General features: G+C 71.0%; 27 protein-coding genes and 1 pseudogene. 17 read left to right on the plus strand and 11 right to left on the minus strand.

Features of this window, described 5'->3' with window-relative positions; all coding sequences use genetic code 11:
• Positions 1-50: 50 nt before the first annotated feature.
• Complete coding sequence (locus tag ACZ5XZ_RS02010) at positions 51-626, minus strand: Rv1733c family protein (RefSeq protein ID WP_468973608.1); 576 nt, start codon at positions 624-626, stop codon at positions 51-53.
• 423 nt (positions 627-1049) lie between these two features.
• On the opposite strand from ACZ5XZ_RS02010, the gene ACZ5XZ_RS02015 reads away from it, so the two are divergent.
• The 9 genes from ACZ5XZ_RS02015 to ACZ5XZ_RS02055 all read left to right on the plus strand — a co-directional run bounded on the left by ACZ5XZ_RS02015 (position 1050) and on the right by ACZ5XZ_RS02055 (position 11197).
• Positions 1050-1649 (plus strand): CBS domain-containing protein, encoded by a 600-nt coding sequence (locus ACZ5XZ_RS02015; protein ID WP_468973610.1) that lies wholly within the window; start codon positions 1050-1052, stop codon positions 1647-1649.
• Positions 1650-1943: 294 nt separating this feature from the next.
• The gene (locus ACZ5XZ_RS02020; protein ID WP_468973612.1) at positions 1944-2174 is read left to right on the plus strand and encodes a hypothetical protein; all 231 of its coding nucleotides are present in this window, start codon (positions 1944-1946) and stop codon (positions 2172-2174) included.
• A 283-nt stretch (positions 2175-2457) separates the two neighbouring features.
• Positions 2458-3030 carry a toxin gene (locus tag ACZ5XZ_RS02025; RefSeq protein ID WP_468973614.1) on the plus strand — a complete coding sequence of 191 codons (573 nt, stop codon included), beginning with the start codon at positions 2458-2460 and terminating at the stop codon, positions 3028-3030.
• Positions 3031-3114: 84 nt separating this feature from the next.
• Positions 3115-4347: an MAB_1171c family putative transporter gene (locus ACZ5XZ_RS02030; RefSeq protein WP_468973616.1), complete on the plus strand. Its 1233-nt coding sequence runs from the start codon at positions 3115-3117 to the stop codon at positions 4345-4347.
• On the plus strand, positions 4344-5345 hold the full coding sequence (locus ACZ5XZ_RS02035) for an aldo/keto reductase (protein ID WP_468973618.1): 1002 nt from the start codon (positions 4344-4346) through the stop codon (positions 5343-5345). The genes ACZ5XZ_RS02030 and ACZ5XZ_RS02035 overlap by 4 nt, the downstream gene beginning before the upstream one ends.
• 70 nt (positions 5346-5415) lie before the next feature.
• The gene (locus ACZ5XZ_RS02040) at positions 5416-6822 is read left to right on the plus strand and encodes a cellulase family glycosylhydrolase (RefSeq protein ID WP_468973620.1); all 1407 of its coding nucleotides are present in this window, start codon (positions 5416-5418) and stop codon (positions 6820-6822) included.
• Between the two features lie 146 nt (positions 6823-6968).
• Complete coding sequence (locus ACZ5XZ_RS02045) at positions 6969-8186, plus strand: FAD-dependent monooxygenase (RefSeq protein WP_468973622.1); 1218 nt, start codon at positions 6969-6971, stop codon at positions 8184-8186.
• A gap of 157 nt (positions 8187-8343) precedes the next feature.
• On the plus strand, positions 8344-8559 hold the full coding sequence (locus ACZ5XZ_RS02050) for a hypothetical protein (RefSeq protein ID WP_468973624.1): 216 nt from the start codon (positions 8344-8346) through the stop codon (positions 8557-8559).
• A 223-nt stretch (positions 8560-8782) separates the two neighbouring features.
• Positions 8783-11197 carry a phosphoketolase family protein gene (locus tag ACZ5XZ_RS02055; RefSeq protein ID WP_468973628.1) on the plus strand — a complete coding sequence of 805 codons (2415 nt, stop codon included), beginning with the start codon at positions 8783-8785 and terminating at the stop codon, positions 11195-11197.
• Positions 11198-11250: 53 nt separating this feature from the next.
• Here the strand turns inward: ACZ5XZ_RS02055 and ligD are convergent, their stop codons facing one another.
• Positions 11251-12177 carry a non-homologous end-joining DNA ligase gene (ligD, locus tag ACZ5XZ_RS02060; RefSeq protein ID WP_468973630.1) on the minus strand — a complete coding sequence of 309 codons (927 nt, stop codon included), beginning with the start codon at positions 12175-12177 and terminating at the stop codon, positions 11251-11253.
• Between the two features lie 215 nt (positions 12178-12392).
• Here ligD and ACZ5XZ_RS02065 point away from each other — a divergent pair, with 215 nt between their 5' ends.
• The 8 genes and pseudogenes from ACZ5XZ_RS02065 (at position 12393) to ACZ5XZ_RS02100 (ending at position 18678) form a co-directional block, all read left to right on the plus strand.
• Positions 12393-13700 (plus strand): NAD(P)/FAD-dependent oxidoreductase, encoded by a 1308-nt coding sequence (locus ACZ5XZ_RS02065; RefSeq protein WP_468974159.1) that lies wholly within the window; start codon positions 12393-12395, stop codon positions 13698-13700.
• A gap of 112 nt (positions 13701-13812) precedes the next feature.
• On the plus strand, positions 13813-14136 hold the full coding sequence (locus tag ACZ5XZ_RS02070) for a DUF6479 family protein (RefSeq protein ID WP_468973632.1): 324 nt from the start codon (positions 13813-13815) through the stop codon (positions 14134-14136).
• Positions 14114-14482 carry a low affinity iron permease family protein gene (locus ACZ5XZ_RS02075; RefSeq protein WP_468973634.1) on the plus strand — a complete coding sequence of 123 codons (369 nt, stop codon included), beginning with the start codon at positions 14114-14116 and terminating at the stop codon, positions 14480-14482. Before ACZ5XZ_RS02070 ends, ACZ5XZ_RS02075 begins: the two co-directional genes overlap by 23 nt.
• A gap of 71 nt (positions 14483-14553) precedes the next feature.
• A pseudogene (locus ACZ5XZ_RS02080) lies at positions 14554-15106 on the plus strand (diguanylate cyclase).
• Between the two features lie 402 nt (positions 15107-15508).
• A complete protein-coding gene (locus tag ACZ5XZ_RS02085) occupies positions 15509-16171 on the plus strand; it encodes an endonuclease (RefSeq protein ID WP_468973636.1) in 663 nt (220 codons plus the stop codon).
• Positions 16172-16239: 68 nt separating this feature from the next.
• Entirely contained in the window at positions 16240-16467 is a 228-nt protein-coding gene (locus tag ACZ5XZ_RS02090; protein WP_468973637.1) for a DUF6458 family protein, read from the plus strand.
• 231 nt (positions 16468-16698) lie between these two features.
• Entirely contained in the window at positions 16699-17733 is a 1035-nt protein-coding gene (locus ACZ5XZ_RS02095) for a histone protein (RefSeq protein WP_468973639.1), read from the plus strand.
• Between the two features lie 6 nt (positions 17734-17739).
• A complete protein-coding gene (locus ACZ5XZ_RS02100) occupies positions 17740-18678 on the plus strand; it encodes an SRPBCC family protein (RefSeq protein WP_468973641.1) in 939 nt (312 codons plus the stop codon).
• 160 nt (positions 18679-18838) lie between these two features.
• On the opposite strand, the gene ACZ5XZ_RS02105 is transcribed toward ACZ5XZ_RS02100, so the two are convergent.
• From ACZ5XZ_RS02105 to ACZ5XZ_RS02145, 9 genes are all read right to left on the minus strand, one after another.
• Positions 18839-19012 carry a CsbD family protein gene (locus ACZ5XZ_RS02105; RefSeq protein ID WP_468973643.1) on the minus strand — a complete coding sequence of 58 codons (174 nt, stop codon included), beginning with the start codon at positions 19010-19012 and terminating at the stop codon, positions 18839-18841.
• Between the two features lie 64 nt (positions 19013-19076).
• Positions 19077-19490, minus strand: a complete 414-nt coding sequence (locus ACZ5XZ_RS02110; RefSeq protein ID WP_468973645.1) for a gas vesicle protein K — start codon at positions 19488-19490, stop codon at positions 19077-19079.
• Positions 19480-19752: a gas vesicle protein gene (locus ACZ5XZ_RS02115; RefSeq protein WP_384426381.1), complete on the minus strand. Its 273-nt coding sequence runs from the start codon at positions 19750-19752 to the stop codon at positions 19480-19482. The genes ACZ5XZ_RS02110 and ACZ5XZ_RS02115 overlap by 11 nt, the downstream gene beginning before the upstream one ends.
• Positions 19749-20558 carry a GvpL/GvpF family gas vesicle protein gene (locus tag ACZ5XZ_RS02120; protein ID WP_468973647.1) on the minus strand — a complete coding sequence of 270 codons (810 nt, stop codon included), beginning with the start codon at positions 20556-20558 and terminating at the stop codon, positions 19749-19751. Before ACZ5XZ_RS02120 ends, ACZ5XZ_RS02115 begins: the two co-directional genes overlap by 4 nt.
• Positions 20555-21007, minus strand: a complete 453-nt coding sequence (locus tag ACZ5XZ_RS02125; RefSeq protein WP_468973649.1) for a gas vesicle protein — start codon at positions 21005-21007, stop codon at positions 20555-20557. Before ACZ5XZ_RS02125 ends, ACZ5XZ_RS02120 begins: the two co-directional genes overlap by 4 nt.
• Positions 21000-21317, minus strand: coding sequence for a gas vesicle protein GvpG (locus tag ACZ5XZ_RS02130; RefSeq protein WP_468973650.1), 318 nt, complete (start codon positions 21315-21317; stop codon positions 21000-21002). The genes ACZ5XZ_RS02125 and ACZ5XZ_RS02130 overlap by 8 nt, the downstream gene beginning before the upstream one ends.
• A 9-nt stretch (positions 21318-21326) precedes the next feature.
• Complete coding sequence (locus ACZ5XZ_RS02135) at positions 21327-22040, minus strand: GvpL/GvpF family gas vesicle protein (RefSeq protein ID WP_468973652.1); 714 nt, start codon at positions 22038-22040, stop codon at positions 21327-21329.
• A gap of 3 nt (positions 22041-22043) precedes the next feature.
• Positions 22044-22526 carry a gas vesicle structural protein GvpA gene (locus ACZ5XZ_RS02140; RefSeq protein WP_468973654.1) on the minus strand — a complete coding sequence of 161 codons (483 nt, stop codon included), beginning with the start codon at positions 22524-22526 and terminating at the stop codon, positions 22044-22046.
• A 90-nt stretch (positions 22527-22616) separates the two neighbouring features.
• Entirely contained in the window at positions 22617-23030 is a 414-nt protein-coding gene (locus tag ACZ5XZ_RS02145) for a gas vesicle protein GvpO (RefSeq protein ID WP_468973656.1), read from the minus strand.
• Between the last annotated feature and the right edge of the window lie 337 nt (positions 23031-23367).

Here is a 23367-nt window from a genome sequence, read left to right on the forward strand (position 1 = left end):
CCGAACGGGGCGCATGAGAGGAGACCGGCGCTCGGCAGCGGGCGTTCCCTTCACTGCCAGTGGCGCCGTCCCTGCGCGTCGAGTTCCGTCCACTCCTTCTCCCACTGGGCGGAGCGCCTGCGGTTCAGCAGGCGGACGCCGGCCCTGTCCGCGCCGAAGAGCAGCAAGCCGGTGCCGGACGCGGCCACGGTGCCGGCCACGATGCTCAGGGCCAACGGGTCCCCAGGGGAGCCCGGGTCCCGTACCAGCGCACCATGCCGGTCCAGCCACACAGTGGTCCGGTCCCCGACGCGCACGCCGGGCACCACGGTCGTCTCTCCCGTGCGCATTGTGCGGTCCGGGGCCGTCCACCGGACCCACGCATGCACCCGGCCCGCCGAGCCGCCACTGGTGTCGACGCCGACGCGGGCGGGCGGCTCCTTCGCCACCACCGCAGTGACCGTGTACCAGCCGGCGCGCTGGTGCTGGGACGTGGTGTGCACCGTCTGACCGGCCACCACTCCGGCGGCCGGCGCCGCCACGGCGATCGCCAGCCCGGTGACCAGAGCCATCCAGGACTGCACCACGTCCGTGCCACGCCGCAGCGGCTCGCGCCGCCATGGTGGGTGAAGCTTCCACGGAGTCATCCCGCACTCCCTTCACCTGTGCTGTATCGAGGGTCTCACCGCAGGCAGGCGGGGGCGAGTGCCGAACGTCCCCGTCGGCATGCGACCTGCCCGGTGGCCGTGGTCCCGCACGGGCGAGACCCCGTGAGCGCGACCGCGGTGACGGGCCCGGACCAGGCGGGGCCCGCGGGCCCGCGATGCTCTCCTGCCGTGGGCCGGAGAGCCGCCCGGTGGCCGTCGTGTCCCTGGTGGGGCCGAGGACCGTCCGGGGGAGCGGCGAGGCCGTATGGGGCAAGCCCGGCATCGCCGTCCCGGTCCCGCGCCACCGGGGACGGATACTGGCCGGCACATGGGCGCGGCGGGCTCGTACGCACAGGACGTGCGCCTCGTACGCACAGGACGTGAGCCCCGTATGCAGAGCACTTGAGAAGGGACCAGCCCGAGATGCGGCATCGCAGCGTTGCCGACCTGATGACGCCCCATGCCGTCGTCGCCCAACCGGGCACCCCGTTCCGGGAGATCGCGCGGTTGCTCCACGAGTACGACATCACCGCCGTTCCGGTCGTCGATGAGGACGAGCGGCCGGTGGGCGTCGTCTCCGAGGCCGATCTGCTGCGCCGGCCGTCCGACGAGCGGGGCCGCACCACCGCCGGTGCGATCATGACCAGCCCCGCCGTGGTGGCGCGGCCCGATTGGAGCGCCGTGCAGGCGGCCAGGACGATGGAGGAGCGGAAGGTCAAGCGCCTACCGGTGGTCGACGACTCCGGCCGGCTCATCGGGGTGATCAGCCGCAGCGATCTCGTGCAGCTGTTCCTGCGGCGGGACCGGGCGATCCAGGAGGAGATCCTGGAGGACATCCTGACCCGCACCCTGGGCATCGCGCCCTCCGCCGTCACGGTGGACGTCGCCGACGGCACGGTGACGCTCAGCGGCACCGTGGAACGCAGGAGCCTGGTGCCCATCGCCGTGCGCCTGTGCGAGAGCGTCGACGGCGTGGTCGAGGTGATCGACCGGCTCACCGCCGAGGAAGGCGACGACGCATAGGCGGCCGTGCCCGCGGCGCCCGGCCGGCACGGCTCGGTGGACCGCGGTGGGGACCACGGTGGGCGCACGACCGGGCCGGCGGCAGGTGGGCACATGAGCGCATCGGCAGAGGTGGGGGTGAATCTTGTGATTGTTCCGATTTTGGGCAGTTGCTTGTAGGGTCCTCTGTACGTCTCCGTGAAGCTGCGGCCCTAAGTGCGTGGTGATGGGGGTGTATGGCCTCGGCCTGCGGTGAAGCGGTTGAGTGCCCGGCCCCCTCAGGCAGTTCGCGCACGCGTGGGAACTGGAGGAGCCATGAAGAAGCTCATCGCGACAGTGTTCGTCGCCGCATTGTGCGCCGTCGGTGGCGCCGCCACCGCTTCCGCGGCCACCGCGTCGCCCGGGCCCCCACCGGGCCCCGATACCACCACCGTGACGTTTCACTGCCCCCGCCCGCACGGCACCTTCACGATCACGGCGGATCCGTGGGTGATGGGCCAGTACGAGTGGTACTACGCAAAGCTCGGCTGCGCCCACACACCGTAGCCCTGAACGCCCCTGCCGCCCTGCCGCTTGCCTTCTCCAAGGCCCCTCACCTGCGAGCGTCCGCACCCGCTCGCCGCTGTCCGCGTACTGGTCGGACCAACCACCGCTCTGTGGGCCGGAATTCGCCGGGATCGCCGATTGACGGGCATCCCGGAAAATGCGTCGCACTATCAGAAGAGCTACTGTGCTCGGGTGTCTTGTGCGGCGCGCCATGGCTCCTGCGGGCGTGCCTTCGTTCGGCGAGACGACGAGACCGGCGGTGAGGAAGGAGTAGGCACAGGCCGTGGCCTTGACCTCCAGGGCTCACAAGCAGCCCCGCAAGAAGGAACTCAAGCACCTGCGACGCGCCTCGGATGCCGTACTGGCACGCCTGGACCTGTCCGACGGATGCGATATCACCACGCTGGTGGAACAACTCAGCGCGGACAGAGGACGCCCGATCCGGCTGGTATCGCTTCCCCTGGGCGCGTCGGCTCCCTGCGGGATGTGGCTGGCGACGGACACCTTCGACGTCATCGTGGTCGAGGCGGACACCAGCCGTCTGCACCGGGACCACATCATCGCCCACGAGCTCGCGCACATGCTGTGCAACCACTGCGACTCCGCGGGATTCAACACCGCGATGATGCGCGATCTGATGCCGAATCTGGATCCGCAGCGGGTGCGGGAGATGCTGGCGCGCACCAGCTACTCCACCGCGGAGGAGCAGGAGGCGGAGATCGTCGCCTCCCTCATCCTCGAACGCGTCACACGTCCGTCGGTGGAGTCGGTGTGGAGCGTCCCGTCCGCTGACGCCGAGACGGTCGGACGTATCGAGAGCTCGCTCAATCCGGGCCCGGGGCCCCATGCCCCCTAGGGCCTGTCCGACCCTGACCCATCGGGCAGGCCCTAGGGCCTGCCCCATAGGCCACGGCCGGGCCATCGGCCATCAGGAGCTCTCATGACCGCCGTGAAGGCCGTCGTCTTCCCCGCGTGCGCCGTCCTGTGCGCACTCGCGCTGCTCTACAAACTGCGCGATCTGCGCCATCACAGACGCGATCCGGCGCTGCTCGCCCTGCTCATCGCCTTCGGCTGCAAGGGCGTCTCGTTCACGCTCTCCACGCCCTCCGTCGCGCAGGCCGTGGACGCGCGCCTCGGGGTGGCCGACATCGGGGCGCTGGGCATCCATCTCTTCGGCGGCGTCGCCTCCAGTGCCGCCTTCCTCACGGCGATCGTCTACTGGGTGTACCCGCCCGAGGCCGCCCGGCGGCGCGCCCTGGTCCGGCTCCTCATCGCGGCCCTGTGCGCGGTCGCCATGGTCACCATGTGGGCGGCGGCGGGCGCGGGCGCACCACAGCGCAGCGCCCACTATCTGCTGCAGAACGCGCACCGCCCGTTGGTCGCCGCCTATCTGCTGCTCTACGTCAGCGCGTTCGGCGCCGGGATGATCGAGATCATCCGACTGTGCCGCCGCTACGGGCGGGTGGCCGGGCGGCAGTGGTTGCGAAGGGGTCTGTACTGCACGGCGATCGGCGCCGGCGCCTGCCTCGTCTACTGCCTCAACCGCCTGCTCTCGCTGATCGCGGTGCAGAGCGGACTGGACCCGCTGGAATGGGAACTGCTGACCCCGGTGGCCAACGGGACCGGCATTCTCTTCCTGGTAGCCGGACTCACCATGCCTTCCTGGGGACCGCGGGTCGCCGAGTGGCGGCGGCTGGTCCGCAACTTCGTCACCTATCAGCGGCTGCATCCGCTGTGGGCGGCGCTGTACGCGGCCGTGCCGGACATCGCGCTCAACCCACAGCACGCCGGTCGCCTCGCCCGCTTCCTGCCCGGCGATATCAGCTACCGCCTCTACCGCATGGTCATCGAGATCCAGGACGGTCTGCTCGCGCTGCGCCCGTACATGGCCCCGGCCGTGGCCGACGGCGCCCGGAAGTCGGCCGAGGAGGCGGGGCTGTCGGGCGACCGGCTGCACGCCATGGTGCAGGCCAGATCGCTGGTCTCGGCCCTGCGCGCGAAGCACGACGACCGGCCGCCGGTCCGGGAGTCCGCGGCGGTCGGCCCGGAGCCCGCCACGGACGGGGGCTACGCCGAAGAAGTCGGGTGGCTGCTGCATGTCGCCCGCGCCTACACCGCGGTCCGGCCCACTGACCGGGCCGCTGACCGGTCCACTGAGGGGAAGATTCGATGAAGTACCGCAAACTGGGCGCCGACGGCCCAGAGGTGTCCGCGATCGGCCTGGGCTGCATGGGCATGTCGATCGCCTACGGGGTCCCGGACGAGGAGGAGTCCCAGCACACCCTGGACCACGCCCTTGAGGCGGGCATCACCCTCCTGGACACCGCCGACGCCTACGGACAGGGCAGCAACGAGGAGTTGGTCGGCCGCTGGCTGCGCAGGCACGCTGATGAGCGCGACCGGGTCGTCGTGGCGACCAAGTTCGGGCTCCGCCATGACGCGGCCACGGGCCGGGTCGGCGACGTCGACACCTCCGCCGACTACGTTCCGCTCGCCTGCCGGGCCTCGCTGCGCCGCCTGGGCGTCGAGCACATCGACCTCTACTACGCCCATCGCCGCGACCCCGCCACTCCCGTCGAGGAGACGGTCGGTGCCATGGCCCGGCTGGTCGAGGACGGGCTGGTACGCCACATCGGACTGAGCGAGGTCAGCCCCGCGACGCTGCGCAAGGCCCATGCCGTCCACCCGGTCAGCGCGGTCCAGGTGGAGTACTCGCTCTTCACCCGCGGAGTCGTGGAGGGCGAACTGCTCGCCACCTGCCGGGAACTGGGCATCGCCGTCGTGGCCTACTCCCCGCTCGGGCGCGGCATGCTCACCGGCGCCCTCTCCTCCCGCGGCGACCTGGCGCCCAAGGACAACCGCCGGCGCTGGCCCCGGTTCGCCGACGAGAACATCCAGCGCAACCTGGCGCTCGTCCAGGCCGTACGGGACGTCGCCGAGCGGATCGGCTGCTCGCCCGCCCAGGCCGCACTGGCCTGGCTGCTCGCCCAGGGCGAGGACATCGTGCCCATCCCGGGTACCAAGCGCCGGCGCTATCTGCAGGAGAACGTCGCCGCCGTGGCACTGGCCCTGACCGAGGCCGACCGCGAACTGCTGCGTCAGGCCGTACCCGAAGAGGACGTGGCGGGCGAGCGCTACCCGGAATCGGCCCTGGAGCGGCTGGGGCACTGAACGGGTTTCAGCGAACGGGCCGACGGACATCCGTTCGACAGGGCGTGTCGGCGTGCAGCGTGGGGGGACCATGGCCGGGTGCGGGTTCACGTTCAGGGCGGGAGCAGCCCTCGCCGCCGTCTTCGCGCTGCTCTCCCCGGCCGCGGCACGAGCGGACGCGCCGCCGTCACCGCCGCCGCTCACCGACGACCGCGGGCGCACGCTCACCCTGCGCGGCTGGAACGTCGAGGACAAGACGCACCGCGGCGCCGACGCGCTCAGCGCCGTCACCGAGCGGCACTTCCGCGACATGCACGACCAGGGGCTCGACTTCGCGCGCCTGCTGGTCTTCTGGGACGACCTGGAGCCGCGACCCGGCCACTACAGCGCGCGCTATCTCCGGAAGATGGAGCGGATCCTGGACTGGGCCCACCGCTGGCGCATCCAGGTCGTCATCGACGCCCACCAGGACGTCTTCGGCCCCGAGTTCGGCCATCGCGGCATTCCCGAGTGGGCCACCCGCACCGACGGGCTGCCCTTCACCCCGCACTCGGAGGACTGGTTCGCGGAGTACTTCGAACCCGCCGTGCAGGCGGCCTTCGAGCACCTCTACCAGGACCGGGACCTCCAGCGAGCGCAGGCCCGCATGTGGCAGGTGCTCGCCCGGCGCCTGGCCCACCACCCCGCCGTGTTCGGGTACGACCTGATCAACGAGCCCATGGGGCGGCTCCGCGAGGGCGAGGACCTTCCGTCGGCCGCCCACCGCATCGAGTCCGAGCAGCTGACCCCGATGTACAACCGGATCGCGGACGCCATCCGCACGGCCGACCGCCACAGCAGGCTCTTCGTCGAACCGACCCCGATCGTCGGCGAGGGCCTGCCCACGGGCCTCGGCCGGATCGACGACCCCAGGGTCGTCTACGCACCGCACTTCTACAACGCCACCATGGAAGCGGGCGGCGACTACGACCCCTCGGCGCGCTGGATCGAGGCCTACGAGAACACCGTCACCCGCTACCCGAGCGCCCAGCACATACCGGTCGTCATCGGCGAGTGGGGCCCCCGCAACAGCGCGCTGCCCAACATGGCGCGCTTCTACGGTGATGCCCTCGCCTCCCTCGACCGCTACAGCTCCGGTTGGGCGGGCTATGTCTGGTGCTACGGAGGCGGGTACTGCGCCGTCGGCGAGGACGGCCGCTTCCACGCCAACAAGGAGCAGACCGCGCGTCCCTATGCCCCTGCCGTCGCAGGCACGGTGCGCGAGCAGGGCTACGACCCCGCGGCGCGCACCTTCCGCCTCGTCTACGACTCTCCGGGCCGGCCCGGCGTCAGTGAGCTGTCCGCTCCGCCCACCCCCGCGGGATGGCGGGTGTCGGTGCGTGGTCCGGGGGTGGCCTGGCCGCGTACCGTGCCGGCGGGGGAGCGGGGCACGGTCCGGGTGCGGACGGAGCCGGGCGCCTCCGGGCGGGTCACGGTGACGGTGGCGCCACGGGGGTGAGGCCGTAGCCCACCCCCACAGCTGCCCGCACTTGTCAGCGCCCTGTCGGCGCTGTCACCGCCCTGTCGGTGCCTCGTCGCTGCCTCGTCGGTGTCGTCGGCCAGTCTCGGACGTACCGAAGTCCGCAGACTGATGAGGAGCCCGCAGTGTCCACGAGCCGCGAAACGAAGCACCCCAAGGGCATGCGCGTCCTGATCTCCGGCGCCAGCATCGGCGGCCCCACCCTTGCCTACTGGCTGAACCGGTACGGGTTCCACGTCACGGTGGTGGAGCGGGCCGCCGGTCTGCGGCCCGGCGGGCAGGCGATCGACGTCCGAGGCCCGGCGCTGGAAGTGGCCGAGCGCATGGGCGTACTGGAGGAGATACGCCGCCAGAGCACCGCCCTGCGCGGGATGTCGGTCGTCGATGACGACGGCAACGAACTGTCCAGGAGCACCGAGCACACTGTCAGCGGTGGGCAGATAGACAGCCCCGACGTCGAGATCCTGCGTGACGACCTGGCGCAGATCCTGTTCACCGCGGGCGGCGACGAGATCGAGTATCTCTTCGACGACTCCATCGCCACCCTTGAGCAGGACGACCAGGAAGTCCGGGTCGTCTTCCGCAGTGGCACCGCCCGCACCTTCGACCTGGTCGTCGGTGCCGACGGGGTGCACTCCCACACCCGGCGGCTCGTCTTCGGCGCCGAGGAGGACTACCTCCGCCACCTGGGCAGCTACCTGGGCGTGTGGTCGGCACCGAACCACCTCGGTCTGGACCGCTGGGAAGTGGTCTACCGCATGCGGGACGGCGATCAGTGGGGCGCGATGGTGATGAGTGTCCGGGACAACACCGAGGCACGCGTCTTCATCGGCGTCGAGTCGGACCAGCCGCCCGCCCGGTTCCTCCCCCGCGACGTCATGGAGCAGAAGCGCCTGGTGGCCCGCGAGTACGCGGATGCCGGTTGGGAGATGCCGCAGCTGCTGAAGGAGATGTGGGACGCCCCCGACTTCCACCTCGACTCCGTGGCGCAGATCCACATGGACTCCTGGTCCCGCGGCCGGGTCGCTCTCCTCGGCGACGCGGGCTACTGCGCCTCACCCTCCTCCGGCCAGGGCACCACCATGGCCATGGCCGCCGCGTATGTCCTGGCGGGCGAGCTGCGGGACGCGGCCGGCGACCACCACGCCGCCTTCGCCGCGTACGAACGGGAGTTGCGCGACTTCGTGGCCGCGAACCAGGAAATCGCCCTGGTCGCCCGAGCCCACATGCAGCAACAGCGCGCAGCGGAATCGGACCTGACCGAGGTGCTCCCCAGGCACGAGGAGGGAGACTTCGCGAGGGTCCTCAAGAAGGTCGTCGCCTTCCGGCTCAAGGACTACTGATCCTGGCGACGGCAAGGCACACAGGTCCTGAGGTGCGCATGCTCCGCAGGACCCCGCATGCGGAGGCACGCCTGCGCGGGCCTGGAGATCGAACCGGCCGGGGGGAATACCGAGCGCGACGGTGAGGAAGGAGAGCGCCATGACTGCCATGAATGCCATGACTGCTACGACTGCCCTGACTGACACGAGCGCCCTGGTCGCCCTGGCTACGGAGCCCGTACCGGACGGCCCGGGCCCCGTGCCCCGCGCGCCCGATCCGCTGCCGCGTGACCCGGTTCCCGCCGGACCCGAACCGGGGGTGCCGGGTCCCGGCCGGGAGGAGCCGCCCGGTGCCCGACCCGACGAGAACCCGTCCCCCGAGCCGCCGGACTGAAGCGAGCTGACCGGCCGACACCGGTTGCCTGCGCTCCGCCGTCATCGCAAGGTGGGAGGAATGGCGCATGTTCGCCAGGTGGACGTCGGCTCACGGAGATCGCGCCCCTCCAGATCGGTGCGACCGCCGAGCGCCGTTCCCGCACCGGGCGGAAGCCGAACCGCTGCCCGCGCCGCGCGAGCTGTGATCGCATCTGCACACCCCTCTCGGTGAGGAGACGAGCATGCCCGACGTGCACCCCCGGACAACGGCGGGGACCGGCCCCGCCCCGTCGGCGGCGGGGCCGCTCGACGCGGACGAGCTGCGAAGGCTGGACGCGCACTGGCGAGCGGCCAACTATCTGTCCGTCGGGCAGATCTACCTGATGGCCAATCCGCTGCTGACGGAGCCACTGCGCCCCAAGCACATCAAGCCGCGGTTGCTGGGCCACTGGGGCACCTCGCCGGGCCTGAACCTGGTGCACACCCACCTCAACCGCGTCATCAAGGCCCGCGAGCTGGACGCGCTGTGCGTATGGGGCCCGGGGCACGGCGGGCCCGCGGTGGTGGCCAATTCCTGGCTGGACGGCACGTACTCCGAGACGTACCCGGACGTCGGCCGGGACGCAGCGGGCATGGCGCGGCTGTTCCGGCAGTTCTCGTTCCCCGGCGGGATCCCCAGCCATGTCGCGCCGGAGACGCCGGGATCGATCCACGAGGGCGGTGAGCTGGGCTACTCGCTCGCGCACGCCTACGGTGCGGCGTTCGACAATCCGCGGCTGCTGGTCGCCTGCGTGGTCGGGGACGGGGAGGCGGAGACCGGGCCGCTGGCCGCGTCCTGGCACGCCACGAAGTTCCTCGACCCGGTGCACGACGGAGCGGTGCTGCCCGTCCTGCACCTGAACGGCTACAAGATCGCCAACCCGACGGTGCTCGCCCGGCTGCCGCAGGACGAGCTGAGCGCCCTGCTGCGCGGCTACGGCCATGAGCCGCTGCACGTCGCCGGAGACGACCCCGCCGCGGTGCACCAGGAGCTCGCCGCCGCCATGGACCACGCGGTGGACCGGATCATGGACATCCAGCGCCGGGCGCGTACCGACGGCGCGACGGAGCGCCCCCGCTGGCCCATGATCGTGCTGCGGACGCCCAAGGGCTGGACCGGGCCGCGCGAGGTCGACGGGCAGCCGGTCGAGGGCACCTGGCGATCGCACCAGGTCCCACTGGCCGGCGTCCGCGACGACCCGGAGCATCTGCGGCAGCTGGAGGACTGGCTGCGCTCGTACCGGCCGGAGGAGCTGTTCGACGCGCAGGGCCGGCCAGGGCCCGACGTGCTCGCCTGCGTACCCGAAGGGACGCGGAGACTGGGTGCCTCGCCGTACGCCAACGGGGGCCTGCTGGTGTGTGACCTGCCGCTGCCGCCGCTGGAGCGGCATGCCGTGGAGGTCGACAAGCGCGGCAGTGCGCTGCACGAGCCGACCCGGGTGCTGGGCGGGCTGCTGGAGGCGGTCATGGCGGCCACCGCCGAGCGCCGCGACTTCCGGGTCATGGGCCCCGACGAGACCGCGTCGAACCGACTGCAGGCGCTCTACGACGCCACCGGCAAGGCCTGGCAGGCCGAGACGCTCCCCACCGACGAGCATCTCGCACGGGACGGCCGGGTCATGGAGGTGCTTTCCGAGCACCTGTGCCAGGGATGGCTGGAGGGCTATCTGCTGACCGGCCGGCACGGGCTCTTCTCCAGTTACGAGGCGTTCGCCCACATCGTCGACTCGATGGTCAACCAGCACATCAAATGGCTGCGGACCGCACGTCGGCTGCCCTGGCGGCGCCCCATCGCCTCGTTGAACTACCTGCTCACCTCGCACGTCTGGCGGCAGGACCACAACGGCTTCTCCCACCAGGACCCGGGCTTCGTCGACCACGTCCTCAACAAGAGCCCCGAGGTGGTCCGGGTCTACCTGCCACCGGACGCCAACACCCTGCTGTCGGTGGCCGATCACGTGCTGCGCAGCCGCGACTACGTCAATGTGATCGTGGCCGGCAAGCAGCCGACCTTCGACTGGCTCACCCTCGACGAGGCCCGGGCGCACTGCGCACGCGGCGCCGGTGTGTGGGAGTGGGCCGGTACCGAGGGCGGCAGCCACGACCCGGACGTGGTGCTCGCCTGCGCCGGGGACGTCCCCACCCAGGAGACGCTGGCCGCCGCCGGTCTGCTGCGCCGGCACCTGCCGGAGCTGGCGGTTCGGGTGGTCAACGTCGTCGACATGGCCCGGCTGCTGCCGGCCGGGGAACACCCGCACGGCATGCCGGACTTCGAGTACGACGCCCTGTTCACCCCCGACAAGCCCGTCATCTTCGCCTACCACGGCTACCCCTGGCTGATCCATCGGCTCTGCTACCGCCGCACGGGCCACCACGGTATGCACGTCCGCGGCTACAAGGAGGAGGGCACCACCACCACGCCCTTCGACATGGTCGTCCGCAACGACCTCGACCGGTACCGGCTGGTGATGGACGTGATCGACCGGGTGCCGGGCCTCGGCGTCCGCGCCGTCGCACTGCGCCAGGAGATGGCGGACGTGCGCAACCGTCACCACGCCTGGATCCGCGAGCACGGCACCGATCTGCCAGAGATCGCCGACTGGACCTGGACCGGCTGAGTTCGCGAAGGCGGGCACGGGGCAGGGCGAGGCCGCGCGCCGGGCGGCGCAGGTCAGCGCAGCTTGTCGAGCCGCTTTTGGGCCGTGTGCAGGGACCGCCCGCGGCTCGGCACCTCGGACCACGGCTTCGACCGCGCCTGCTCCAGGACGCCCGCCACCTCCCTCAACGACCAACGCCGCGCGGTGAGTCGGGGATCGTCGAGCTGCCGGTGGCTGATCGGCGCGGCGACCGGGGCACCCGGCTTCGCCCGCAGCGACCAGGGGGCGACGGCCGTCTGCGCATAGCCGTTGCGCTGCACGTCGAGGTAGAGCCGCTCGCCGCGCGCCTTCTTGCGCACGGCCGTGGTGAGCCGGTCCGGGTGCCGCTGCGCCAGCACCTCCGCCGCGTCCCGGGCGAAGCCGCGCACCGCGTCGAAGTCGCCCTTGCCGTCCAGCGGAACGATGACGTGCAGTCCTCTCGACCCCGTGGTCATCAGCGCGGTCGGCAGTCCGAGTTCGTCGAGCAGCCCGAGGAGCGCCCGCGCGGCCTCGCGCACCGGCTCGAAGTCGGAGCCGGGCGGGTCGAGGTCGAACACCAGCCGGTCAGGGTGGTGGGGCCGCCCGGCGCGGGACAGCCAGCGGTGCAGGGTGAGGCAGGCCTGGTCGGCGAGGAAGAGCAGGGTGGCCTTGTCGTCGCAGACCGGGTGCGTGACGGTGCCGCCTTCCTTGCCGACCTCCGCCCGGCGGATCCAGTCGGGGTAGTGGTCGGGGGTGTCCTTCTGCATGAAGTGCGGGCCGTCCAGCCCCTCGGGAAGCCGTTCCAGCATCAGCGGCCGGCCGCGGAGCTGCGGGATCATCGCGGCGGCCACCTGGCGGTAGTAGCCGACGACGTCGGCCTTGGTCAGGTCGTCGGCGGGGAACAGCACCTTGTCCGGCCGGTGGATGCGCACGGTCCGGCGGCCCGCGCGCACCGTGTCCATGTCGCTGTCCGTGGTGTCCATGCGGGCGGGCGTACCCGCTGGGCGGCGCCGTACGCTCCGGCGTCCGGGTGGCGGTGCGTCCCTTTGCCCGGTTGGTTGAGTAACAAGCCCGCCAACGGGCACGCGACGCCTTCAGGAGCAAGGTGGCAGGAGTACCTCCCAAGGAGCGCCCCTGCTCCTGACTCGACACACCCTCGACCGCAGGAGGCCACGTGACGCGACGTCGCCCTCGGATCGTGATCGTCGGAGCCGGTTTCGCCGGCTACCACTGTGCCCGCACGCTCTCCCGGCTGGCCAAGGGAGCCGCCGAGATCGTGCTGCTCAACCCCCTCGACTACTTTCTGTACGTCCCGTTGCTGCCCGAAGTGGCGGCCGGAATCCTCGAACCGCGCCGGGTGTCGGTGTCGCTGACCGGCACCCTGCCGGATGTCCGCCTGGTCCTCGGGCAGGCCCACGACGTCGACCTCGATGCCCGCCGGGTGGCCTACACCGACGCCGAGGACCGGGAAGGGGCCCTGTCGTACGACCGGCTGGTGCTCACCGTCGGCAGCGTCAACAAGCTGCTGCCCGTCCCCGGTGTCGCCGAGCACGCCCACGGCTTCCGGGGGATGCCCGAGGCGCTGTACCTGCGCGACCACATGACCCGCCAGATCGAGCTGGCCGGTGCGTCCGACGACGAGGACGAACGGGCGGCCAGGTCCACCTTCGTGGTGGTCGGCGCCGGGTACACCGGAACCGAGGTCGCCGCCCACGGCGTGCTGTACACCCAGGCGCTGGCCCGTCAGAACGCCCGGTTGCGGGAGGGACCCCGGCCGCGTTGGCTGCTGCTGGACGTCGCCGACCGGCTGCTGCCGGGACTCGACGCGCGGCTGTCCCGCACCGCCGACCGGGTGCTGCGCGCCCGCGGGGTGGACGTTCGTACCGGGACCTCCGTCAAGGAGGCGACGGCGGACGGGGTGCTGCTCGACGACGGTGGGTTCATCGCCAGCCGCTCGCTGATCTGGTGCGTGGGCGTACGCCCCGACCCGCTGGTCGCCTCCCTGGGACTGCCCACGGACAAGGGGCGGCTGTGCGTCGACGAGTACCTGAACGTCCCTGGGCGACCCGAGGTGTTCGCCTGCGGTGACGCCGCGGCCGTACCGGATCTGACCCGTCCGGGCGAGGTGACGCCGATGACCGCTCAGCACGCCCAGCGGCAGGGCAGGGTCGCGGCCCGCAACGTCGCGGCCTCCTGCGGCAGGGGCGCCCCGCGCGCCTACGAACACCACGACCTGGGCTTCATGGTCGATCTCGGCGGGATCCAGGCCGCCGCCAACCCCCTGCACCTGCCGATCTCCGGCCCGCTTGCCGGCGCAGTGACGCGCGGTTACCACCTCTTGGCGATGCCCGGCAACCGCGTCCGGGTGGCCGCCGACTGGCTCCTGGACGCCGTGCTGCCCCGCCAGGGCGTCGGTCTCGGCCTGGTCGCCCCCTGGTCGGTGCCGCTGGACACCGAGTCGCCCGAGGTGGCCCGGCTGCCACGCGGCACGACGGGGACCGCATAGCAGGGACCGCAGAGCAAGGACCGCGCAGCAAGGACGCATGGCAAGGGCCGATCTGCCCGGCACACGTGGCGCTCGCCTCGTGGGGCGGCCGACCTGGAAGGAGACTGTGACCGTGACCGTGACTGTGGCTGCATCGAATCCGGACCTGTCCGAACAGCTGGCCGCTCCCCCCGGGGCGAGTGAAGTACTCCTCGTCGTCGGGGGTGTCGCCCTGGTCGCCGTGCTGCTCGCCGCCTTCGCCTGGGGGCGGCGCCTCAAGGCCGATGAGCCCGGCCCGCCCCGTCCCGAGGAGCAGCCGAGGCTGCCGGAGAGCGGCCCGGTCGGCGACGTCGTCCAGAGCCAGGAGCCCGACGCGTTCCCCCGAACGGAGCAACGGCTGACCCCGCACGAGCTGAAGGACAACGGCGGTACCCATGGCTCTTCGTCACCCCGCTAGCCGAGGCGGCGAGCGGCGGGGCCGCTTCGCCGAGCTGGCCGAGAAGGCATCGCTGTTCACCAGCTCCCCCGCCTTCTTCGTCGTCTGCCTGGCACTGGTCGCCCTCTATGTGGCCGTCCACCTCGCGCGGCTCTCCGTGGAGTGGCAACTGCTGGCGGGCGATGCCATGACGGCGGTCACCCTCCTTCTCCTCGCGCTGCTGAAGAACTCCGAGCTGCGCGCCGAACACGCCATCCAGCGCAAGCTGGACGCCCTGGCCACAGCCCTGCTGGAAGAGCACGAGAAGAAGGACGGCCAAGCCGCCGAGGACCTCAAGAAGGTCATCCGCCTGGAGGACGAGACATGACGCGGCATCGCATCGCCCGTGCTTGGCGAACCTGGCGTTGGCCGCCCGACCTCTCCGTCCCGGTCGGGGCCATGGATGTGGAGAGCGTCAACCGCCGCTTCCTGATGTACGGCGTGCTGCCGCTGTGGTTCGTCCCGTCGGTGGCTGACTGGACCATGCATCGGCGTACCCGTATCGAGTCCACCACCGGGGTGCGCGAGTCGGCGCTCCATGCGCTGATGATGGCGGAGGCCGGGGTGCCGGTCGCGCTGGGGCTGCTGGCCAGGGTCAATCCGCTCGTGCTGTCGGTGATGGGCGGCACTGGCACACGGCGCCACAGCGCTGTGGGACGTGAGAACGGCCGTTGAGGAGCGGGAGGTCCGCCCCTTGGAGCAGCACATCCACAGCTTCCTCGAAGTGCTGCCGCTCACGGCCCTGGCGTTCCTGGGAACGCTCCATGCCGACCAGGTCCGCCGCCTCCTCCGCGGTGCCCGGGACGCCGACGACTGGAAGCTGCTGCCCAAGTCGTCGCCGCTGCCCGCCCGGTACTTGGCCGGGTTCGGGCTCGGTGTGGGCCTGTGTGTGGCACTGCCGTACGCCGAGGAAATGATCCGCTGCCTCAAGGCGGCCCGTCGCCATGCATGACGTCGGGGGCCCGGGCGGCGTGCGGGCGCGCCGGACGGCCGGGCAGAGCGGTGCCCGGCCGTCCGGTGTGCGGGGCGGGGCGCGGATCGGGGGCCGGGCCGGGCGTGGGACCTGGCGTCGGGGGCGCCGGGTTGGGCGGCACGGGATCCGGTTCGGGGCGTGGAGGGGGCGGTGGCACCGGGTCGGGGCCGGGTGCGGGGACCGGTCCGGGACCGGGGCCCGGCTGCGGACCCAGCGGGCCGGGTTCCGGCCCTGGTGTGGGCGGGACCGGATCCGGGCGGGTGGGGCCGGCCGGCCCTGGGGGTGGCGGCACTGTCATGTCGTCCTCCGTCCAAAGGGAAGAGCGTTCCATCCACCGTACGACGGACCGCACCGCACCGTCGCATGTCGAGGAGAGCGGCCATGAAAGCGGGAAGTAGGCAACGAGCCCTGGTCCGGGCCCTGTTGGACCGGTATGGCGAGACCTATGCCGAAGAGTGCGGCATCAAGCTGCGGAACACCCCGCAGCCGCTCTACCAGCTCCTGGTGCTGGCCGATCTGCTCAGTACGCGGATCCGCGCCTCGGTGGCCGTCGCGTCGGCGAGGGCCCTGTTCGGCGGTGGGATGAGCACCCCGCGCCGGATGCTCGACGCCACCTGGCAGCAGCGCGTGGACGCGCTCGGCGAGGGCGGCTACCGGCGCTATGACGAGAGCACCGCCACCCGGCTGGGGGAGGGGGCCGAGCTGCTGCTGGGCGAATGCGGCGGCGATCTGCGGAGGCTGCGGGAGGCGGCCGGCGACGATGCCGGTGAGCTGCGCCGGGCGCTGCAGAAACTGCCGGGCATCGGGCCTACGGGATCCGCCATTTTCCTGCGCGAGGTGCAGGGAGTCTGGACGGAGTTCGCTCCGTTTCTCGATCCGAAGGCCGTACAGGGTGCGGAGCGGCTGGGGCTACCGGGCGACCGTACGAAGCTCGCGCGGCTGGTCACGACGGACGAGGCGGCCGCTTTCGCCTCGGCGCTGGTGCGCGCGGCGCTGGACCGGGAGGTCGCCGAGGAGGTGCGGGAGGCCGCCGGAGCCGGGTAAGCCGCCCGCTTGCGGGTAGGCGATCCGCAACGGAAGCAATGGGCACACCAGTTACGGAGGCTGACACGATGGGTATCGGCGGGTGCATCGGTCTGCTCGCGGTGGGAGCCGTCCTCACCTTCGCGGTGGACTGGCACATGGCCGGAGTCAACCTCGACCTTGTGGGCGTCATTCTGATGGCCGTCGGCGTCATCGGCCTGGCGGCGTACGTGAGCATCCTCAAGCGGCGGCGTACCCAGCCGCCCTCCCCTGGCGCACCAGTGGTCGACGTCGAGGACAACCGCTACTACAAGTAGCCGGACGAACGCCGGCCGATGACCGTCGTCCGACCGGTGACCGCGTCCCTCTCGGAAACTCAACGGCTCCGGGAAGAGCCCGACCAGGGCCCTTCCCGGAGCCGTTCACTCATTTGGCCTAACGTCCCGGATCCCCACCTTCGGGCCGCTCAAGATGCGCAGGTCGCCACACGCATCACTCTGGAAGGGAGGCGCCGATCGGCAGCACCGCCGGGAGAAGGTAACGCATCCATGAACGACGGAACCAAGATCATGCTCGCCGCAGCACTGGCCGGTGGGTACGTACTGGGCCGAACGAAGAAGGGCCGGTTCGCTCTCACGGCCGCCTCCTATGTCGCCGGGCGGCAGTTCGGACTGCAACCGCGCCAGCTACTGGCCGAGGGCGTACGGCGGCTCGGCGAGCTTCCCCAGGTCACGGAGCTGGGGGAGCAGCTGCGCGGCGAGGTCATGGACGCCGGCCGGAAGGCCCTGGCGACCGCCGCCAATCGCCGTCTGACCGAACTCGCCGATTCGCTTCACGACCGCACCAGCCTGCTCGAACGCGGTGGGGCGCCGGAGGAGGAAGAAGAGGGGGAAGAGGAGGAAGAGGGCGAAGAAGGGGAGTACGAGGAGGGCGAGGGCGAAGAGGGGGAGTACGAGGAGGAAGGCGGGCCTGAGGAGGAGTACGAGGAGGGCGTGGAGGAGGAAGAGGAGCCCGAGGAGGAGGAAGAAGAGCCGGAGGCGGAGGAGCCTGAGGAAGAGGCCGAGGAGCCCGAGGAAGAGGCCGAGGAACGGCCGCGCCGCCGCGGCCGCCGGCGCACAGAGCGGGCGGAGCCGGCGAAGGCGGCCCGGCGGCGGCCGTCGGCCGAACCCGCCGCGCGGAAGAAGGCTCCCGCGAAGAAGAAACCGGCCAAGAAGGCCGCACCCGAGAAAGCCGCGGCGAAGAAACGCCCGGCCAAGAAGACCGCCGCGAAGAAGACCGCCGCGAAGAAGGCTCCGGCCAAGAAAGCGCCGGTCAAGAGGGCCGCCGCGAAGAAGGCTCCCGCGAAGAAGAGCACGGCGAAGAAGGCTCCGGCCAAGAAGGCCGCGGCAAAGAAGGCTCCCGCGAAGAAGAGTACGAAGCGGACAGCGAAGAAGACGACCAAGTCGCCCGCGAAGAAATCCACCGGACGGGCCGCAAAGAAAACGGCTCAGCGGCCGGCCAAAAAGACCACCCAGAAGTCCGCCAAAAAATCCGCCAAGAAGACCACCAGGAAGACGACGTCGCGCGCTACGGGCCGGAGGTGACCGGGCATGGCCAAGACCGAACAGGGCAACGTGGACTCGGGGGTCGAGCGACTCCGCGAGGAGCTCGGTGACTTCCTCACGGCGTGGGCCGGGAATCTGGCCGAACGTGCCGGCGACAAGCTGGGTGATGTGACGGAGCAGCTCACCGACGTCGCCGAGAACGGCGGGTCACTGTCCTCCATCGGAGCCGGCCTGCTCAAGGGGGATTCCCCCATCAAGGCCGTGCTGACCGGAAAGGCGAAGGACGTCAAGGACAAGGTGGTGGAGAAGGCGAAGGATGCCCTGGGCGGTGGAAAGGGAAGCGGCTCGGGGAGCCCGAAGGTCACCAATATCGTCGAAGTGCTCGATGTCGGTGTGTCGTTGCGCACCGCCTACGACTACTGGACCCAGTACGACAAGTTCAGCAGCTTCACCAAGGGCGTCCGCAATGTGTCGGTGAACGACGAGACGGCCAGTGACTGGAAGGTGAAGGTCGGCCCGTCGACGCGGAGCTGGAAGGCGACCGTCCAGGAGCAGATACCGGATGACCGCATCGTCTGGACGTCCGAAGGCAGCAAGGGGTCGACCCGTGGTGCGGTCAGCTTCCACGAACTGGCGCCCAATCTCACCCGCATCGTGCTGGTCGTCGAGTACTACCCGTCGGGGTTCTTCGAGAAGACCGGGAATCTGTGGCGTGCCCAGGGCCGGCGGCTGCGGCTGGACTTCAAGCACTTCCAGCGTTACGTGACGTTCGCGGACGAGGCGCCGGAGGGCTGGCGCGGTGAGGTGCGCGACGGCGAGGTCGTACGGACCCACGAAGAGGCCATGGAGGAGGAAGGGGAGGGGGACGAGGACGCGGAGGGCTACGAGGACGAGGAGGGCTACGAGGAGGACGAGGAGGAGGAAGACGGCGGGAACGGCGAGCAGGAGGAGGCCGACGAAGACGAAGAAGACGAAGAGGAGTGACGGGCCCGCTCTCGCCTGGGCCCGCTCCCGCCCGAGGACCGCTTCCCGCCTGACGCCCGCGGTCCCCCTGAGGGCAGTTCCGCCTCTTCCGCCTCCTCCACCTCCTCCGTCTTTCCGCCCCGGCCTGATTAGTGCTTGACCTGATCAGTGCTTGACCTGATCAGTGCTTGAACGGGTGCTTGCCCCTTTCCACGGCCTGCTTCATCTTCCCCTTGAGCTGCTCGGCCTTTCCCTTCTGTTCCACTTGTGTGTCTCCGCGCACCTTTCCGATGACTTCCTTGACCTTCCCTCCGGCCATTTCGCCGAGGTTCTTGGTCTTCTTTCCGATACCCATGGTGTGCTCCCGTTTTGAGTCCGTCGTCGTTCGGTGGTCATTGACGTGTGGTGGTCATCGGTCGTCACTCGGACGGTGGCAGCAAGGTGCCGAGCGGACCGAGGTCCAGATTGAGGTCCTGCATGGTCAGGTCGTACCGCGCACAGAGCTCCACCATCCGGCTGTGCAGGATCATCAGCGTCGCCCCCAGCCGTTCCTCCTGCTCCTCGGTGAGGTCGCCGGCGTCGACGCGTTGCAGGGCCTGGCGCTCCATGAGCTGCCGCAGCAGTTCGACGAGGGTGAGGACGAGCTTGACCAGGTCCCGTTCCACGGTGTCGGGGTCGGTGCTGACCCGGTGTGCGGGCCGGTGCCGCGCCGCGCCGGGCGGGGGCAGGGTGTCCTGCGGCGCCGCGGGCAGCAGTCGGAAGGCGCGGGTCGCCGCATCGGCGACGTCGTCGAAGCGGGTGCCGTGCCGGCGGTCGGCCCCGTCACTCGTCATGGCCGCCTCGCAGGGCCGCGCCGGCGGGTGCGAGGGCGGCGGACCAGGGGCCGGGGTTCTCCTCGCTGATGGCGACGATGAGTGCGCGCAGCGAGATGCGTACGAGGTCGATGTCGGCTATGGACAGGACGATGTCCCCGGTGAGCACCACACCGCCGCTGAGCAGCCGGTCCAGCAGGTCGATCAGCGCGATCTGCCGGTCCGGCAGCGGCTCGTCCGCGGTCGTCCCGGGTGTGGCCGGCGGTCCGCCCGCGGCCCTCACGGCGCAGCTCTCTTCAGCGGTGCGGCTTCGGCGGGGGTGGCGAAGGAGTACGGGGCCCAGGGCCCGGTGACCTCGACGCGTACGCCGGGCAGCCCCTCGGCGACCCGCAGCACGTCGGTACGGAATCCCTCCGCGTGCCGCTGGGGGACGAGGTAGGCGTCGTTGACGACGTTCTCGCCGGGGCCGCGGGCCAGTTCGCCCTGCTGCGGCCGGTGCTGGACCCGGTCGACCGCGTAGGCACGCGCGGCGTCCTCCACCCGCCGGGCGGCCTGCTCGGCTTCACGGTAGGCGTCGTCGCGGGCGTGCCGCTGTGCTCTGCGGTGGCTGAGGTAGGCCCGGCCGGGGCTCAGGCCGGTGTCCGGTGCAGGCTCGTCGGGCTGTTCGGCCGCCGCCTCGACGTAGATCTTGACGCCCCACTCCACATGCGCGTCCAGCGCCAGGAGCCGGTCGGTGAACGCCTGCCGGCGGTCTTCGAGCATCAGCCGCACCCGTTCGTCGTCGAGGTAGACGGTGGCCAGCCGGAGCGGCAGGACGGTGGTGCGGGCGGCCAGCGCCTCGATGACCCTGTGGTGGGCGCGGGCGACCGACTCCAGCCAGTCCAGGTCCTCCAGATGGGCCCGCAGCGCGTCCTCCTCGAAGTCCTGCGCGGGCACCGGGCTCACCGCGACGACCACGTCGGCGTCCTGCCCCGTGCGCACCAGCCGCACCGGTGCGTCGGCCACTCCCGGGAGTCCGGCGAGCGCGTCCTCCAACGAGCCGTCGGGGTCCCGTGCCACGGCGTACGCATAGCTGACGGTGCCGGTCATGGCTCGTCCCGCTTCGTCTCCCGGGTGTCGGTGCTGGTCCGCTTGCCGCCGGTGGTCCGCGACGGCTTCGAGGCACGCGAGGTGCGCTGCCGCTCCTCGGCCGGCGGCAGTTCGGCGCCCTCGCGCAGCTCCTCGATCTCGGCGCGCAGCCGCTTGTTCTCCTCGGCGAGTGAGTGGTAGCCGTCGGAGGCCCGGGACGAAAGGGCCGGGTCGTGCTCCCACCAGTCGATGCCCATCTCCTTGGCCTTGTCGACGGAGGCGACCAGCAGCCGCAGCTTGATGGTGAGCAGCTCGATGTCCAGCAGGTTGATCTGGATGTCGCCGGCGATGACGATGCCCTTGTCCAGGACCCGCTCCAGGATGTCGGCGAGGTTGGCCGAGGAGCCCTGGCCGTACTGGGTCGCCCTGGACGGGTAGTCGCCCAGTCTCCTGGCAACGGGTTCACTCACGGCCGCTCTCCTCGATGCCCGGGTCGGACGCGGTGCCCGGGTCGGACGCGGTGCCCGGGTCGGGCACGGTGCCCTGGCGGTGGGCCCGGATCTCGTCCAACTGGTCCAGCAGTTCGTCCTCGCGCCGGTCGAAGGTCTCCTCGTCGATCTCGCCTGCCAGGAGCCGGCGCTCCAGCTCGGCGAGTTCCCGCTCGACGGGCCCGGGGTCGTACGCCTCGCGCTCCGCGGCCTCGACCACCCGTTCCATGACCCAGGCCACCCCCCGTACCGGTGCCAGCGGAAGGGTGGCGAGGTGCGTCAACAGGCCCATGGGGACTCCCTAGACGAAGCTGTAGGCGGGCAGCGGACCGCGCAGCCGCAGGTCGAAGTCGCTGCCCAGGTCGTCGGCGAGCTCCTTCTCGGCGGTGCGGAAGCGGTCCGCGTGGTCCTCGTCCACCAGGAACGACACATTCAGGAAGTCGTCGCCGGTGGGCTCGGACACGCGCTCCTCGCGGGCGAGGCCGCGCAGCGCCTCGATGATCGAGGTGGCGAGCCGGTCCTGGCGGGCCTGTACTTCCTGGGCGACCAACTCACCGAGGGCGAGCGAGGCGTCGGGCCCGGCGAGGCCACCGATGATCTGCTCGTTGAGGTCGCGTGCCTGTTCGGAGTCCAGGAGGATCTGGCGCAGCAGGGCATCCTCGTCCTGCGCGGCCTTCAGGTGGTACTCGGCACAGCGCTCAAGGGCCTGCAGCCGTTCGGTGAACCGCTCGACCCGCTCCTCCAGCACCGCGCGTACCGCGTCCTCGTCCGTGGCGATGAAGCCGAACTGCAGGGGCAGGACCGTACCGTCGGCCATCAGCCGTTCCTGGACGGCCTGGTGGGCGGCGAGGTCGCGTCGTTTGGGCCGGAGCTCTTCGGGGGCGTCGCTGATGACGGCGGACAGTTCGCCGGCCGCCACGGTGCGCAGCGCGGTGGGCGGATCACCCACGCCGTCCACGCCGTCGAGGCGTTGTGGATGCGTGATCGCGACGATGGAGTAGACGTAGACGGACATCGCTCATTCCTTCCGGTGCCGCACGGATCGACGGGCCGGCCGCTCCCGCTTCCCGGCGGGCTCCTTCTGCCGCTCCTCGGCTTCCTCGTGACCTTCGTCGTCCTCGTCGCTCTCGTCGTCCCCGCTCCTGCCCTTGAGGGCGTCGGTCACCGCTTCCGCGGCTCCGCTCAGAGCGCCCTTGGCCTTGCCATGGGAGCCGCCCTCGGTCACTTCGCCGACGATGTCCGTCAGCTCGTTGGGCTTCTTGTTCCCGGCTTCCAGGTCGAGGCGGTTGCAGGCTTCGGCGAAGCGCAGATAGGTGTCCACGCTCGCCACGACGATGCGGGCGTCGACCTTCACGAGCTCGATGCCCACCAGTGACACCCGGGCGAAGACGTCGATGACCAGACCGCGGTCCAGAATCAGGTCGAGCACGTCGTAGAGGTTGCCGGAGCCGCCTTGGCCGCCCCTGGCGATGGTTCCTTCTCCCTGCGGCACCAAAGTCACGGTGCCTCCCTTCACCGGCTCACCCCGCTCGTGGAGCGGCCGTGTTCCTCGTCCGGCGAACGCGGCGGCGGAGCGACACCCGCAGCCACCTCAACTGCGGGGGTCGATCTGCCCCCGGGTGTAGCGGCGGGTGCGCTCGTACGCCATCAGTTCGCCCTCCTCGTCCAACGTCACCCGGTAGCTCGCCATCACGCTGGTGGTCCCGGGGACGCGTTCCAGTTCCAGGACTTCCACGTCCGCCTGCCAGCCGTCCGCCGTCGGTTTCACCGCGGAGACGGATTCGGGCGCCTTGCCCAGCAGCTCCTGGAGTTGCTGGGCCGCACGCCGAAGGGCCTGCGATGCCGAAACGCGGCGGGCCGCGCGCTTCGTTCCGTCCTCGCTCGTCCGGCTGCCGCCCTGTGTACCGCTGCTCTTCCCGGCGGTCTTGTGAGCGGTCTTGTCGCCGGTCCTCCGGCTGGACGGGCGCCGACCCGGCGCCGTCCCGCCCTCTTCACCTGCGGCCATGTTCCTGCTCCGATGTCGGAGACGGCATGCTGCCCGCGCCAGATCAAAGACGCCATTACATGGTATATGCTGCATTTGTTTGCATATTTAACAATCTCGCGGGGAGTCTTGGGGCGTCCCCCAGGAGCGTCGCGGTCCGTAGGCCCCCGTGACACCCCGCGTCGCCGCGCGATGGCTCGCTCACGGCACACCCAGGATCACGCCGGGCGACTGCCGGTAGCCGCGCGTGCGCCCGCAGCAGACCCCCGGCCGCCGCGTGCGCCGCGCACTCCGACGGAGTAACGCGCGGCGCGGTGACGGGGCGGCCCCGGCCCCGCATGTGAGCCTGTGGCCGGGA

Source organism: Streptomyces sp. NPDC033270, from assembly GCF_055576575.1.